A 14,060-nucleotide genomic window follows, 5' to 3' on the forward strand; every position below is an offset into this window, starting at 1 on the left:
CGGCGTCGTGACGTTGATCCAACTGGTAATCGGGGGTGGACCTATCACCGTGGAGGTTCTACGTCGACATGATGGGATCGGATAGGGACCGCGGCCTCTCGAGCGTGGTCGGGGTGGTGTTGCTGCTGGGCATCACCATCATCGGCACCGGCGTCGTCGTCGGCCTCGGCTCGCAGGCGTTCGCCGACGCCGAGCGCGGCGCGACGGTGTCGCAGGCGGGCCACTCGCTGACGCAGTTCGACTCCAAGGCCGCGATCGTCGCGCTCGGGGAGAGCAGCTCCCAGCGCGTCGATCTGGGGCCTCGGGCGACGGCGAGTTCGTCACCGACGGGGACGCGGGGTGGCTCCGGATCGTCCACCACAACGCGACCGGCTCCGGCCACGACGAGACGGTGTACAACGCCTCGCTGGGGTCGGTGAGCTACCGGAACGACGACACCGTGATCGGCTACCAGGGCGGCGGCGTCTGGGAGCGCCGCGGCAACGGCAGCGTGATGCGCTCGCCGCCGGAGTTCAACTACCGCGGCGCGACGCTGACGCTGCCGGTGATGCGGGTGACCTCAGACTCGCGGGAGTCCGGCCAGACGACCGCGGTGGTCACGCGACAGAGCGACTCCCGCCAGGTGTTCCCGAACGCCTCGGCGAGCGACGGCGACGAGGACTGGAGCGACGAAGGGGCGCCGTACGGCGACGACACCGCGTACGAGAACCCGGTCACCTCCGGGAACGTGAGCGTCACGGTCAAGAGCCAGTTCTACCAGGCCTGGGCCGAGTACTTCCGCACCCGGACGACCGGCGAGGTGTCGGTCGACCACGACAAGCACCAGGCACGCGTGAAGCTCACGACCGTCGACACGGTCGGCGAGTTCACGCTCAACGACGTGATCTCCAACGACCGCCTCACCGCCCGCGGGCAGGCGCCGGGGCACAGCCTCACCGACTTCAACGTCACCTTCCAGACCGAGAGCGGCGGCAGCGACTTCAACAACTACTACGGCGGCTTCTACATGGAGTCGGACTACCACCAGTTCGAGTACCTCGTGCACGTCCCGGGCGGGAACCCCGACACGCTCGAACTCCACATGTTCTACCGGGACAAGCGAACCGGTGAGCAACACGAGTGGTCGAACACGAGCGTCGACATCGACAGCGGCCCGGTCCGGATCGAGGAGAGCGGTGGCACCTCGAAACTGATCGTCGACCTCACCGCGGGCGACGAGAACGACGGGCTGAACCTCACCTACGGCGACGCGAACCCCGACGAGACGGAACTCGACTGGGACGATCCGCTCGACGAGGACGTCGAGTTCGGTCACGAGGGCGAAGACGGTGAGACACGGACGTTCACCGAGACGACTCGGCGACGACGTACCTGCTCAGCCGCCACTACGTCGCGAAACTTGGCGACGAGTTCACCGTGAACGCGCACGGGACGACCGGGGGTAACGGGGGCGGCGTCCACCTCGACCACAGCGAGTCGACCGGTCTCCTCGACTACGAGTCCGGCGCCGGCGGTACGTACATCACCTACCTCCACGTGACCGAGAACGAGATCGAGGTCGAACTGGAGTAACCGCCCGCCTGCTGCCTTCTCTCCCCCACGGGTCCCGAGCGACAGCGGTCGTGTGGGTCGGCAAACGTTTTTGAGTGCGGAGTTCTGACCTCTGGACGAACACACATGTCTGGAGAGTCCGGAGACGACAAGACCGAGGAGTCCGAACTCAGTTCGGCGCGGGAGCGGCTCGAGGAGGGCGCCGACAAGGCGATCGGCGAGTTCGACCAGGGCGTCGTCGACCTACTCGCGTGGCTGCTCGACACCGAGACCCGCGCGCGGATCTACGTCTACCTGCGACAGCACCCCGACAGCACCAGCGAGGAGGTCGCCGAGGGGACGGGACTGTACCCGAGTACCGTCCGCGAGGCGCTCGCGGAGCTACACGAGGAGGAGACGGTCTCCCGCGGGAAACGCGAGAGCGAGGGCGCCGGCAACAACCCCTACGAGTACGAGGCGATCTCGCCGAGCGACCTGGTCTCGGGGGCGGTCGGGCAGGTCCAGAGCCAGCTCAACGCGGTGTTCAACCTCGACGAGAAGCTGACGCGGGACGACGACGGCGAGGAGGGCGGCCCGGTGACGATCTCGGTCAAGGACGCCGACGACGACGACGCGAGCGACGCGGATGCGGACACGAGCGACGCCGACGACGGCGACGCCGACCGGGAGGACGCTCCCGAGAACGAATGACCGCGCTTTAACCCCCGGCGCGCGGAAGCGGGGGTATGCAGGTCGCCATCGGGGGGACGTTCGACCCCGTCCACGACGGTCACCGCAAGCTGTTCCGCCGAGCGTTCGAACTCGGCGACCTGACCGTCGGTCTCACGTCCGACGAACTCGCCCCGGAGACCCGTCACGTCGAGCGGTACGTCCGTCCCTGGGAGGACCGGAAGCGAGACCTCGAGGCGGAACTGGAGCCGCTGGCCGAGGAGTACGGCCGCGAGTTCGAGATCCGGCAGCTGGACGAGCCCACGGGGATCGCGACCGAACCGCAGTTCGACGCGCTGATCGTCTCGCCGGAGACCCGCGAGGGCGGCGAGCGAATCAACGAGATCCGTGAGGAGCGCGGCCACGAGCCGCTCCGGATCGAGGTCGTCGACCACGTCCCCGCGGCGGACGGGAAGCGCATCTCCTCGACGCGGATCGTCACCGGCGAGATCGACCGCCACGGCAACCTCACGCCCGAGCGCGAGGGGCGCGGGAAGTTCCCGCCCGGGAGTCCGGAGTCGACCTCCGCCTGCGACTCGGAGTAGTCACCACGACGGCGGCCGGAACCCCGCCTCCTCCAGGATCGGCTTCCAGCGCTGCTGCACCGAGAGTCGAGAGACGTCCATCGCGTCGGCCACCGCGGTCTGGGCTCGCTCCTCGCCGGCGAGCAGCGCGGCCGCGTACAGCGCCGCCGCCGCGACCGCGGGCTTGGAGCGCTCGCTCTCGGGGACGTTACTCAGGAACAGGTCCTCGGCGGTGGAGCGGGCTTCGGCGCTCAGTTCGAGGCTGTCGGCGCCCCGTTCCAGCTCGGCGAGCCACTCCGCCTCCTCGACTCGATCCCGCGCGCTGTACACGTGTGGTGGTTAGCGTGCGGCGAAATAAACCTCCGGGCTCAGAGCTCGTGGTACTCGCTGATCGTCTCGCGCCACGCGTCCGGGAGCGGCACCGACTCGCCCGCGTCCCGGTCGTAGGCGACCTGGACGCTCTCGATGCTCGCCGCGAGCTCGCCGTCGGCGGTCCGGATCTCGTACCCCATCGGGAGGCTCGACTCGCCGAGCCGGGGGACCGACACCGCGACGGTCACGGGGCCGTCGTCGAGCTCGATCGGTCGGTGGTAGTCGATCTCGATCCGGGCGAGCACCGAGGAGACGGCGGAGAGGTCCTGATCGAGCACGTCGTCGAAGTAGTCCGCGCGTGCCTGTTCGGCGTAGGTGGCGTACACCGCGTTGTTGACGTGGCCCATCGCGTCGATGTCCCGGAAGCGTACGTCCAGCGTCGTCTCGTAGCTCATGGATCGACCTGGAGGCCGAGTGAAAAAGGGACACCGATACGGCCGGGCGCCGGCTCAGTCGTGCTCCTCGACGGCGGCGCCGGCCGCGTTGTTCTTCACGCTCTCGATCCCCTGACGCGCCTTCTGCTTGCTCGCGTACCCCTCGCCGCTGTCGGCGACGATGTTGCCGTTGTCGTGACGGAGCCGCCAGCGGTACTGGCCGGCCTCGTCCTCGAACAGCTCGAAGGTGGCTTTTGACTCGGACATCGGTTGGTGGTCGTTCGCACACGGGAAACTTCTTCCGGCTATTTCGCCCCCTCGAACGGGCTCGGCCGTCGACGCCCGGCGACGCCGGGTGACACCGAGTGACCGTCGCCCGTGACGGGTCGTCACGCTCGCCGGAGGGCGTGTGTTTTTCCCCGCTGTCGTGCAACGTCCACGCATGGCAGCGGATCCCGACCCGTCGATCGACGGCGACTTCGACTACCGGGGCGGCGACGTCTCCCGGCCCGGGCTCGTCGCCGACCTCGAGCGCCTCGTCGACGGCGACGTGCGGTTCGACAGCTACTCCCGCCAGCTCTACGCGACCGACGCCTCGGCGTACGAGGTCACCCCGATCGGCGTCGTGCTCCCGGCGTCGACGGCCGACGTGGCCGCGGTCGTCGAGTACTGCGCCGAGCGGGAGATCCCCGTCCTCCCCCGCGGCGGCGGCACCAGCCTCGCCGGCCAGACGGTGAACGAGGCCGTCGTGCTCGACACGACCGCCGAGATGGACGCCGTCCACGAGGTCGACCCCGAGGCGGCGACGGCGACCGCCGGGGCGGGCGCGATCGTCGCCGAGCTCAACGCCGCCTGCGAGCCCCACGGGCTGAAGTTCGCGCCCGACCCGGCGTGGCGCGACAAGTCCGCCCTCGGCGGCGCCATCGGCAACAACTCCACGGGCTCGCACTCGCTGAAGTACGGCAAGACCGACGCGTACGTCGAGTCCTGCGAGGTCGTGCTCGCCGACGGCACCGTCACGCGGTTCGGCGAGGAGCGCGTCGGCGACCTCCGGGAGCGCGCCGACCCCGAGGGCGACCTCGAACAACGAATCGCCGCGGGCGTCGTCGACGCCCTCGACGACCACGCCGACGAGGTGCGCGACCGCTACCCCGAACTCAAGCGCAACGTCTCGGGGTACAACCTCGACGTGCTGGTCGACGAGGCGACCGTCGACGGCGAGGTTGCCGACGACGCCACGGTGAACCTCGCGCGCCTGCTCGCCGGGAGCGAGGGGACGCTCGCGATTGTCACGGAGGCGACCGTCTCGCTCGAACCCGTCCCGGCGACGAAAGCCGTCGCGCTGCTGGCGTACGACGACCTGATCGCGGCGATGGAGGACGTGAGCTCGGTGCTCGAACACGACCCCGCCGCCGTCGAGGTGATGGACGACACGCTGCTCGACCTCGCCCGTGACACCCAGGAGTTCGCCGACGTGGTGGGGATGCTCCCCGACGGCACCGACTCGGCGCTGCTCGTCGAGTTCTACGCCGCGGACGACGACGAGGGCCGGCAGAAGGTCGCGAACCTGCTCGCGGACCGCCGGCCGGGCACCGAGACAGTCGGCGAGCCGAGCGACGACCCGCCGAGCGCGGGCGACCCCGTCCGCGCGATGGCGGCGATGGAGGCCCACGACGAGGACACCCGCGGGCGCTTCTGGAAGATGCGAAAGGCGGGGATGCCGATCCTGCTCTCCAGAACCACCGACGAGAAGCATCTCTCCTTCATCGAGGACTGCGCGGTCCCCCCGGCGAAGCTCCCGGAGTACACCCGACGCTTCCAGGAGATCCTCGACGACCACGACACGTTCGCCTCCTTCTACGCCCACGCCGGCCCGGGGGTGCTCCACGTCCGGCCGCTGATCGGCACGAAGACCGACGCCGGCTTCGAGCGCTTCGAGTCGATCGCCGACGACGTCAGCGACCTCGTCGTCGAGCTCGGCGGTAGCGTCTCCGGCGAGCACGGCGACGGCCGCGCGCGCACCCAGTGGAACCGCAAACTGTACGGCCAGGAGCTCTGGGGCGCGTTCCGCGACCTCAAGTCCGCGTTCGACCCCGACTGGCTGCTCAACCCGGGGCAGGTCTGTGGCTACGCGCCCGACGAGAGCCGGCCACCGGAGTTCCCGGAACGCGCCGACGCCGTCGAGATGACCGAGCACCTGCGGTTCTCGCCCGAGTACGAGTTCGACGCCGGCTTCGAGCCGGAACTGCGCTGGGAGAACGACAACGGGTTCCAGGGGATGGCGGAGCTCTGTCACGGCTGTGGCGGCTGCCGCGGCGAGCAGGAGACCACCGGCGGCGTGATGTGTCCGACGTACCGCGCCGCCGACGAGGAGATCCAGGCCACCCGCGGCCGGGCGAACCTGCTCCGGCAGGCGATGAGCGGCGACCTCCCCGAGGACGAGCTGTTCAGCGAGGAGTTCGCGGACGAGGTGCTCGACCTCTGTATCGGCTGTAAGGGCTGCTCGAAGGACTGCCCGAGCGAGGTCGACATGGCGAAGATGAAGACCGAGATCGAGCACGCGCGCCACCAGCGCGAGGGGAGCAGCTTGCGGGAGACGCTGTTCGCCAACGTCGACGCGCTCTCGCGGGTCGGGAGCCGGCTCGCACCGCTGTCGAACGCCGCCGCGAAGCTACCCGGCGCCCGCTGGGCGATGGAGAAGACCGTCGGCATCGCCGCCGACAGATCGCTCCCGACGTTCCACCGCGAGAGCTTCGCGGACTGGATGGCCGACCGCGAGCCCGCGGTCCCCGAGTCCGAGGCCGACCGGAAGGCGCTGCTCCTCCCGGACACGCACACGAACTTCAACGCGCCCGAGCAGGGGAAGGCCGCGGTCCGCGTGCTCGAGGCCGCGGGCGTCCACGTCCGACTCGCCGACGACGCCGGCCCCAGCGGCCGGCCGCCGCTCTCGAAGGGGTTCGTCGGGCAGGCCCGCGACCGCGCCCGGAAGAACGTCGACGCGCTCGCGCCACGAGTCCGCGATGGCTGGGACGTGGTCGTCGTCGAGCCCTCCGACGCGGTGATGCTCCAGTCGGACTACGGAGATCTGCTCGCCGGCGACGGCGTCGACGCCCTCTCGACGGCGACGTACGGCGTGTTCGAGTACCTCGACGCGTTCCAGCTCGACGAAAACCTCGACGCCGCGGGCGACGGGACGCTCGTCTACCACGGTCACTGCCACCAGAAGGCGACGAAGAAGGACCACCACGCGGTCGGCGTCCTCCGCCGCGCCGGCTTCGCGGTCGAGCCGCTCGACTCCACCTGCTGTGGGATGGCGGGCAGCTTCGGCTACGAGGCCGAGCACTACTCCATGAGCAAAGCGATCGGGCGGATCCTGTTCGACCAGGTCGACGACGCCGACGCGGAGGAGGTCGTCGCCCCGGGCGCCTCCTGCCGAACTCAGCTTGCGGACCGCCCGGGCGCCGACGCCGAGCCGCCACACCCAGTCGAGAAGCTCGCCGCCGCCGTCGACGCCAACTGAGCCCCCGAGCAGTCGAACCCACTTTTGAAGTACGAAAGCGCGACCACACGCCCCGTGACCTGAGAGCCGCGGCGGGGCAGCAGCGGGAGCGTGGCACCTGCCTCGCCGAGCGGTCCGCCACCTGTTCGCCAGCTCGCGAGCGCCCGCGCCGTTCAGAGCCCGTCGAGCACCCGGCCCAGTTCGGCCAGCCCGGCGTCGACGGCCGCCGGCTCTCGCCCGGCCGAGAGCCGGATCCCCGAGGGGGCGTCGAAGAAGCGCCCCGGGACGACGAGCACGCCGGCGTCCCACGCCGCTTCGGTGAGCGTGTCGCCGTCGACGCGCTCGTGCTCGACCAGGCCGAACGTACAGCCCGCGGCGATCGCCCCGTCGAGATCGTCCCGATCCCCGACGAACGACGCCAGCAGCTCGTGGTTCCGCCGGAGGTGGGCCCGCGAGTCCGCGACCAGCTCGTCCCGGTGGGCGAAGAAGCGCCGGGCGAGCGCGCGGGACGGCGCCGCGACCGACGGGACGTGCATGAACACCTCCCGAGCCCGGTCGACGAACGGCTCGTCGGCGATCAGCCAGCCGATCTGGAGCCCGCCCAGCCCGTGGAACTTGGTGATCGAGCCGGTCACGACCGTGTTCGGTAGCCCCGCAGCCGTGACGCCGCCGAACGCCCCCTCGGAGTCAGACTCGGCCGTGTAGGGGCCGTAAACCTCGTCCACGAGCAGGCGGGCGTCCGTCTCCGCCACGGCCTCGGCGACCGACGCCAGTTCGCCCCGGGAGGTGAGCCGGCCGGTCGGGTTGTGGCGGTTCGTGACGGTGACCAGCGCCGTCTCCGGGGTCGTCGCGCCGGCGATCGCCCCGGGTAGCAACGGGTAGCCCGAACTCGCCGGGCGATCGAAGCGCTCGATCTCCGCCCCCCACGCCGGCGCGTGTGGACCAGTGGATCGTACCCCGGCCGCTCGACGAGCACCTCGTCGCCGTCGGCCAGCGACAGCGCCGTCGTGGCGGCGAGGAAGTTCGCGTGCGTCGCGCCCGCGGTCACCAGCACCCGCGACTCGTCGACGCCGTACTCAGCGGCGAGGGACGCTTCGAGCGACGGCGGGTCGGCCGCATCGTCGCGCCCCGCAAGCGGCGGCGGCACGACCGATCCGTCCGAGCGATCGGTGCGGAGATCGCTCGATCCGAGGTCGTGAGCCGCGGTCTCGGGGCGGCCGTGGATCCACTCCAGATACGGCATCGGTTCGAACATGGCGGTCCAGTCGGCGGAGAGGGGTTAAGAGCCACCGGCTCACCGGTCGGGTTGCCGGGACCGGCGACGGTGAGCGTCGCGGGCCCGTCGCTTCGCGGCGTCGACGCCGTCGAACCGCGCGAGGTGGCTGTCGCAGTCGCAGTCGGAGGCGCCGAAACCCGCCACGGGGCCGCTCCCGAGCGCCCCCGCGACCGCGCACTCGCAGTCCCGTTCGGGCGTGCGCTCGACGGCGACTACCGCCACGTCGGGGTGGCCACCGAAGTAGTCGACGTGCCAGTGCCGCACGTCGTGGTCGCCGTCGGCGACGCGTCGGTGGCGGTCGATCCGGGAGAAGCCGCCGCTGCCGAGCGCGCTCCCCGTGTAGCAGTAGCCGCCGGCAGGGAACCGGTGTTCCCCCAGCGCGCCAACCTCGATCGTGGCGGCGCTCGGGAGCGAAAACACGAGCGTGTACGTACCGCCGTCGGCCATACGGGACTGTGGACGGCACCACCCAAAAGCGGCCGGGACCAGAACCGTCATGGCCCGGGAGCGCCGAGCGGGCGCGTGCACGACCCGCTCGACTGGCTCCGCGAGCGCCCCTACTACCGGGATCAGGTGGCGGCCCATCGACGCGTCCCGCCTCGCGAGCCACGGTTCGCGGATCTCGACCTCGAACCTCGCCTCGAGGACGCGCTCGCCGAGCGGGGGATCGAGCGGCCGTTCCGCCACCAGGCCGAGGCGGTCCGCGCCGTCCGCGACGGCGACGACGCCGTGATCGCGACCGAGACCGCGAGCGGGAAGAGCCTCGCCTACACCGTGCCGGCGTTCGAGAACGCGATGGACCACGGCGGCCGGACGCTGTACATCGGTCCGCAGAACGCCCTGATCGCCGACCAGCTGGAGACGCTGTCGGAGCTGGCGCGCGACCTGGGCTTCGGCTCCCGGGTCTCGGTTGACCAGTACACGGGGCGGCTCTCGAAGGCCGAAAAGCGGGACGTGCGGGACCGCCGGCCGACGGTGCTGCTCTCGAACCCCGACATGGTCCACTACGCGATGCTCCCTCACGCCCACCGGCTCTGGGAGTGGTTCTTCGGTTCGCTCGAACTGGTGGTGATCGACGAGGTCCACAGCTACCGCGGCGTGTTCGGCTCGCAGGTCGCCCTGTTGCTCCGGCGGTTGAACCGGATCTGCGAACGCTACGGCGCGGACCCGACGTACGTCTGCTGTTCGGCGACGATCGGCAACCCCGTCGAGCACGCCGCGACCGTCACCGGGCGGGACCCCTCCGGGTTCGCGCTCGTCGACAACGACGCCTCAGCGACCGGCCCGCGGGACTGGGTGCTCTGGAACCCGCCGGAGTACGAGCAGGATCGCGGCACGGGCCGGCGTCGGTCGAGTCACACCGAGTCGATGCGCCTGTTCGCCGACCTCGTCGAGGCGGGCGAGCAGACGCTCGTGTTCACGCGGAGTCGCCAGACTGCAGAGCGGTACGCCGAGGAGTCGGCCAAGGAGCTCCGGAGCCGCGGCGCGACCGAACTGGCGGGGAAGGTCGGCGCCTACCAGGGCTCCTTGACCGACGACCGCCGGCGGGAGCTGGAGGATCAGCTCCACGACGGCGAGCTGCGCGGCGTCTGGAGCACGAACGCGCTGGAGCTCGGCGTCGACGTGGGCGGGCTGGACGCGGTGATCGTCGACGGCTACCCCGGAACCCGGATGGCGGCGTTCCAGCAAGCCGGCCGTGCAGGCCGGGGCGACGATCCGGCGCTCGTGGTGCTCGTCGCCGGCGAGGACCAGCTGGACCAGTACCTGATGCGCAACCCCGGGACGTTCTTCGACGGCGAACCCGAAGACGCGATATCGAACCCCGAGAACGAGGCGCTCCTGCCGGACCACGTCGCCGCCGCAGCCGCCGAGAACTGGCTCTCACGTGACGACGAGCGCCACTTCGGCGAGCCGTTCCCCGACGTGGTCGCCGATCTGGAGGCGTCGGGCGTGCTCGAACGGCGCGACACCGCGGACGGGGTGCGCTGGACCCACGACGGCGACGAGAGCCCCCAGCACGCGATGAACCTCCGAACCATCGACGACCGCGAGGTCGACCTCCGGGACGCCCGCTCGGGCGACGTGATCGCGTCGCTCTCCTTCTCGGACGCGCTGCGTGACGCCCATCCCGGGGCGATCTACCACCACCAGGGGCAGCGCTACGAGGTGGGGGAGTTGGACCTGGACCGCGACACCGCCCGGCTCCAGCCGACGTGGGCCGACTACCACACGAGGGTGCTGACCGAGAAGGACGTGACCGTCCACGAGGAGCTGCGGGAGAAACCCCTCTCGGCGCGACCGGAGACGACGGTCCGGTTCGCCGACGTTTCGGTCACCGAGCGGATCACGGGGTTCGAGCGCCGAGACGCCGCGTCGGGCGAGACGCTGGGCCGCGAGCCGCTCGACCTGCCGGAGACGACGCTCCGCACGAAGGCGCTCTACTGGACCGTCCCCGAGGACGTGGAGGTGGAGATGCGCGCCATCGGCGCCGAGCGCGGCGACCCCGAGTACGGGTTCAACGGCGGCATCCACGCCGCCGAGCACGGCGTCATCTCGCTGTTCCCGCTGTACCTGCTCTGTGACCGGGCGGACATCGGCGGGCTCTCGACGCCGTATCACGCCCACACCGACCAGTCGACGATCTTCGTCTACGACGGCCACCCAGGCGGCGTCGGCCTGACGCGGCGGGGGTACGACCGGATCGAGGAGCTGATGAGCCGGACCGCTCGGCTCGTCGACGACTGCGACTGCGCGGACGGCTGTCCGTCCTGCGTGCAGTCGCCCCACTGCGGCAACGCGAACGACCCGCTCTCGAAGCCGGAGGCGGTGTTCATGCTCGACGCGCTGACGGAAGGATGACCGCTCACGCAGAACGTCGGGGCGCTTTTGCAACGCTTAAACCCACGGCGGCGCTTCCCTCCACCATGACCGACGACGCCGACGCGGCAGCCGAGGAGCCGACCGACGCCGAGGGGCACGCCGACGCCGAGAGGCACGTCGACGAACCGGCGACGGATCCCGAGGCCGAGGCGGCGGAAGCAGCGAGCGAGCCAGAGGCGGGCGATCAGGGGTCGGGCGAGGGGGCGGACCCCGACCGCTCGCTGCTCGACCGCGTCGGCGACCACGACGAGGCGCTGGCCGAGGAGCTCGAAGCCGAGCGCGCCGACTACGAGGAGCGCATCGACGAGCTCGAGAGCAAGCTCACCCGCAAGCAGGCCGACTTCCAGAACTTCAAAAAGCGCCAGCAGAAGAAGCTCGACCAGCAGCGCGCCCGCGCGACCGAGGACCTCGTGGAGCGACTCCTGCCGGTCCGGGACAACCTCGCCCGCGCGCTGGAGCAGGACGGCGACGCCGACATCCGCGAGGGTGTCGAGCAGACGCTGGGCGAGCTGGACCGCGTGCTCGAGGACGAGGGCGTCGAGCGCATCGAGCCCGAGGCCGGCGAGGACCCCGACCCGGAGCGCCACGAGGTGCTGATGCGCGTCGAGAGCGACCGCCCCGCCGGCGTCATCGACGAGCTCTACCGCCCCGGCTACGAGATGGGCGACCGCGTGATCCGGACCGCACAGGTCACCGTCAGCCAGGAGTAGCGGTCGGCGGACGGTTCGGCATAAATCCTTCTCCACAACCCCGCGCCGGCTGGTAGAACCGCAAGCGGGCGTTGGGGTGTTCTCCGGGCGCTAAAGCAACCTTTAACCGACTCAACCCGGAAGGTACGACCAAGATGGCGAGCAACAAGATCCTCGGAATCGACCTGGGGACCACCAACTCCGCGATGGCCGTCATGGAGGGTGGTGACCCCGAGATCATCGTCAACAGCGAGGGCGATCGAACCACTCCCTCCGTGGTCGCGTTCTCCGACGACGGCGAGCGACTCGTCGGTAAGCCCGCCAAGAACCAGGCGATCCAGAACCCGGAGAACACGATCGCCTCGATCAAGCGCCACATGGGCGACGAGGAGTACACCGTTGAGGCCGACGGCGAGGAGTACACGCCCGAGCAGATCTCGGCGATGATCCTCCAGAAGCTGAAGCGCGACGCCGAGGAGTATCTCGGCGACGAGGTGGAGAAGGCGGTCATCACGGTGCCCGCGTACTTCAACGACCGACAGCGGCAGGCGACGAAGGACGCCGGCGAGATCGCCGGCTTCGAGGTCGACCGCATCGTCAACGAGCCGACCGCGGCGTCGATGGCGTACGGCCTCGACGACGACTCCGACCAGACCGTGCTCGTGTACGACCTGGGCGGGGGGACGTTCGACGTGTCGATCCTCGACCTCGGCGGCGGCGTCTACGAGGTCGTCGCGACCAACGGGGACAACGACCTCGGTGGCGACGACTGGGACGAGGCGCTGATGGACCACCTCGCCGACGAGTTCGAGAACGAGCACGGCATCGACCTGCGTGAGGACCGACAGGCGCTCCAGCGACTCAAGGACGCCGCCGAGGAGGCGAAGATCGAGCTCTCCAACAAGAAGGAGACGACGGTCAACCTGCCGTTCATCACCGCGACCGACTCCGGGCCGGTCCACCTCGAGCAGTCGATCACGCGAGCGACGTTCGAGTCGCTGACCGAGGACCTGATCGAGCGCACGGTCGATCCGACCGAGCAGGCGCTCGAGGACGCCGGCTACACGAAGACCGACATCGACGAGGTCATCCTCGTCGGCGGCTCCACCCGGATGCCGCAGGTCCACGAGCAGGTCGAGAGCCTGGTCGGCCAGGAGCCCAAGAAGAACGTCAACCCCGACGAGGCGGTCGCGCTGGGCGCGGCGATCCAGGGCGGCGTGCTCTCGGGCGACGTCGACGACCTCGTGCTGCTCGACGTGACCCCGCTCTCGCTGGGGATCGAGGTCAAGGGCGGCCTGTTCGAGCGACTGATCGAGAAGAACACCACGATCCCGACCGAGGAGTCGAAGGTGTTCACCACCGCCGCGGACAACCAGACCTCCGTCCAGGTCCGGGTGTTCCAGGGCGAGCGCGAGATCGCCGAGGAGAACGAGCTGCTCGGCGAGTTCCAGCTGACCGGCATCCCGCCGGCGCCGGCCGGAACGCCCCAGATCGAGGTGACGTTCAACATCGACGAGAACGGGATCGTCAACGTCGAGGCCGAGGACCAGGGCTCGGGCAACGCCGAGTCGATCACGATCGAGGGCGGCGCCGGCCTCTCCGACGAGGAGATCGAGGAGATGCAGCAGGAGGCCGAGCAGCACGCCGAGGAGGATCAGCAGCGCCGCGAGCGCATCGAGGCCCGCAACGAGGCCGAGGGCGCGATCCAGCGCGCCGAGACCCTGCTCGAGGAGAACGAGGAGAACGTCGACGACGCGGTCGCCGAGGACGTCGAGGCCGCGATCGACGAGGTCGAGGCGGTCCTCGACGACGAGGACGCCACGGCCGAGGAGCTCGAGGAGGTCACCGAGGCGCTCAGCGAGGAGCTCCAGGAGATCGGCAAGCAGATGTACCAGGAGGAGGCCGCTGCCGGCGGCGCGGGCCCCGGCGGCGCCGCGGGCGGTCCGGGCGGCATGGGCGGCGCGGGCCCCGGCGGCATGGGCGGTGACGCCGGCGCCGACGGGGACGACGAGTACGTCGACGCCGACTTCGAGGACGTCGACGAGGAAGACGCCGACAAGGACGAGTAACACGAGTCCGCGGAGCCGTCTTCCTCGTCGATTCGAGGGACGAGCGAAGCGACGTCCCTCGTAATTTCGGAAACCGACCGTAGGGAGGTTTCCGAACCGAACGGAGCGTTCATTTCTA

Annotated in this window: 12 protein-coding genes and 2 pseudogenes; 9 read left to right on the forward strand and 5 right to left on the reverse strand. The window is 70.3% G+C overall.

From position 1 onward, the window contains the following. The first annotated feature begins 71 nt into the window (after nucleotides 1-71). The 5 genes from ACP95_RS06770 to ACP95_RS06785 all read left to right on the forward strand — a co-directional run bounded on the left by ACP95_RS06770 (nucleotide 72) and on the right by ACP95_RS06785 (nucleotide 2,804). Complete coding sequence (locus ACP95_RS06770; RefSeq protein WP_161782061.1) at nucleotides 72-419, forward strand: archaellin/type IV pilin N-terminal domain-containing protein; 348 nt, start codon at nucleotides 72-74, stop codon at nucleotides 417-419. Next, a complete protein-coding gene (locus ACP95_RS06775) occupies nucleotides 392-1,420 on the forward strand; it encodes a DUF7289 family protein (protein ID WP_049980478.1) in 1,029 nt (342 codons plus the stop codon). Before ACP95_RS06770 ends, ACP95_RS06775 begins: the two co-directional genes overlap by 28 nt. Further along, complete coding sequence (locus ACP95_RS15690) at nucleotides 1,372-1,572, forward strand: DUF7308 domain-containing protein (protein ID WP_449271570.1); 201 nt, start codon at nucleotides 1,372-1,374, stop codon at nucleotides 1,570-1,572. The genes ACP95_RS06775 and ACP95_RS15690 overlap by 49 nt, the downstream gene beginning before the upstream one ends. A 105-nt stretch (nucleotides 1,573-1,677) precedes the next feature. Continuing rightward, complete coding sequence (locus ACP95_RS06780) at nucleotides 1,678-2,241, forward strand: helix-turn-helix domain-containing protein (RefSeq protein WP_049980479.1); 564 nt, start codon at nucleotides 1,678-1,680, stop codon at nucleotides 2,239-2,241. A gap of 35 nt (nucleotides 2,242-2,276) precedes the next feature. Continuing rightward, on the forward strand, nucleotides 2,277-2,804 hold the full coding sequence (locus tag ACP95_RS06785; protein WP_049980480.1) for a phosphopantetheine adenylyltransferase: 528 nt from the start codon (nucleotides 2,277-2,279) through the stop codon (nucleotides 2,802-2,804). Here the strand turns inward: ACP95_RS06785 and ACP95_RS06790 are convergent, their stop codons facing one another. The 3 genes and pseudogenes from ACP95_RS06790 to ACP95_RS06800 form a co-directional block, all read right to left on the reverse strand. Beyond that, entirely contained in the window at nucleotides 2,805-3,113 is a 309-nt protein-coding gene (locus ACP95_RS06790) for a cyclin (RefSeq protein WP_049980481.1), read from the reverse strand. Nucleotides 3,114-3,151: 38 nt separating this feature from the next. Further along, nucleotides 3,152-3,550 carry an acyl-CoA thioesterase gene (locus ACP95_RS06795; RefSeq protein ID WP_049980482.1) on the reverse strand — a complete coding sequence of 133 codons (399 nt, stop codon included), beginning with the start codon at nucleotides 3,548-3,550 and terminating at the stop codon, nucleotides 3,152-3,154. 54 nt (nucleotides 3,551-3,604) lie between these two features. After that, a pseudogene (locus tag ACP95_RS06800) lies at nucleotides 3,605-3,787 on the reverse strand (HVO_2922 family protein); the annotation flags it as partial. Between the two features lie 184 nt (nucleotides 3,788-3,971). On the opposite strand from ACP95_RS06800, the gene ACP95_RS06805 reads away from it, so the two are divergent. After that, entirely contained in the window at nucleotides 3,972-7,049 is a 3,078-nt protein-coding gene (locus tag ACP95_RS06805) for an FAD-binding and (Fe-S)-binding domain-containing protein (RefSeq protein WP_049980484.1), read from the forward strand. A 152-nt stretch (nucleotides 7,050-7,201) separates the two neighbouring features. Here the strand turns inward: ACP95_RS06805 and ACP95_RS06810 are convergent. Then, nucleotides 7,202-8,283 (reverse strand): annotated as a pseudogene (locus tag ACP95_RS06810) (pyridoxal phosphate-dependent aminotransferase). Between the two features lie 39 nt (nucleotides 8,284-8,322). Next, nucleotides 8,323-8,751, reverse strand: coding sequence for a GIY-YIG nuclease family protein (locus ACP95_RS06815; RefSeq protein WP_154018482.1), 429 nt, complete (start codon nucleotides 8,749-8,751; stop codon nucleotides 8,323-8,325). A 75-nt stretch (nucleotides 8,752-8,826) separates the two neighbouring features. Between ACP95_RS06815 and ACP95_RS06820 the strand changes: the two genes are divergently transcribed. The 3 genes from ACP95_RS06820 (at nucleotide 8,827) to dnaK (ending at nucleotide 13,942) form a co-directional block, all read left to right on the forward strand. After that, nucleotides 8,827-11,163 (forward strand): DEAD/DEAH box helicase, encoded by a 2,337-nt coding sequence (locus tag ACP95_RS06820; protein ID WP_049980486.1) that lies wholly within the window; start codon nucleotides 8,827-8,829, stop codon nucleotides 11,161-11,163. Between the two features lie 65 nt (nucleotides 11,164-11,228). Continuing rightward, a complete protein-coding gene (locus tag ACP95_RS06825; protein ID WP_049980487.1) occupies nucleotides 11,229-11,894 on the forward strand; it encodes a nucleotide exchange factor GrpE in 666 nt (221 codons plus the stop codon). A gap of 134 nt (nucleotides 11,895-12,028) precedes the next feature. Continuing rightward, entirely contained in the window at nucleotides 12,029-13,942 is a 1,914-nt protein-coding gene (dnaK, locus tag ACP95_RS06830; protein ID WP_049980488.1) for a molecular chaperone DnaK, read from the forward strand. Nucleotides 13,943-14,060 lie beyond the last annotated feature (118 nt).

This window comes from Halolamina rubra (assembly GCF_000739555.1).
GTDB lineage: Archaea > Halobacteriota > Halobacteria > Halobacteriales > Haloferacaceae > Halolamina > Halolamina rubra.

What these genes read in the sequence shown, in the direction of transcription:
- ACP95_RS06770 (WP_161782061.1), top strand. Translation starts at nt 72, where the DNA reads ATGGGATCGGATAGGGACCGCGGCCTCTCGAGCGTGGTCGGGGTGGTG.
- ACP95_RS06780 (WP_049980479.1), top strand. Translation starts at nt 1,678, where the DNA reads ATGTCTGGAGAGTCCGGAGACGACAAGACCGAGGAGTCCGAACTCAGT.
- ACP95_RS06785 (WP_049980480.1), top strand. Translation starts at nt 2,277, where the DNA reads ATGCAGGTCGCCATCGGGGGGACGTTCGACCCCGTCCACGACGGTCAC.
- ACP95_RS06795 (WP_049980482.1), bottom strand. Translation starts at nt 3,550, where the DNA reads ATGAGCTACGAGACGACGCTGGACGTACGCTTCCGGGACATCGACGCG.
- ACP95_RS06805 (WP_049980484.1), top strand. Translation starts at nt 3,972, where the DNA reads ATGGCAGCGGATCCCGACCCGTCGATCGACGGCGACTTCGACTACCGG.
- ACP95_RS06815 (WP_154018482.1), bottom strand. Translation starts at nt 8,751, where the DNA reads ATGGCCGACGGCGGTACGTACACGCTCGTGTTTTCGCTCCCGAGCGCC.
- ACP95_RS06825 (WP_049980487.1), top strand. Translation starts at nt 11,229, where the DNA reads ATGACCGACGACGCCGACGCGGCAGCCGAGGAGCCGACCGACGCCGAG.
- dnaK (WP_049980488.1), top strand. Translation starts at nt 12,029, where the DNA reads ATGGCGAGCAACAAGATCCTCGGAATCGACCTGGGGACCACCAACTCC.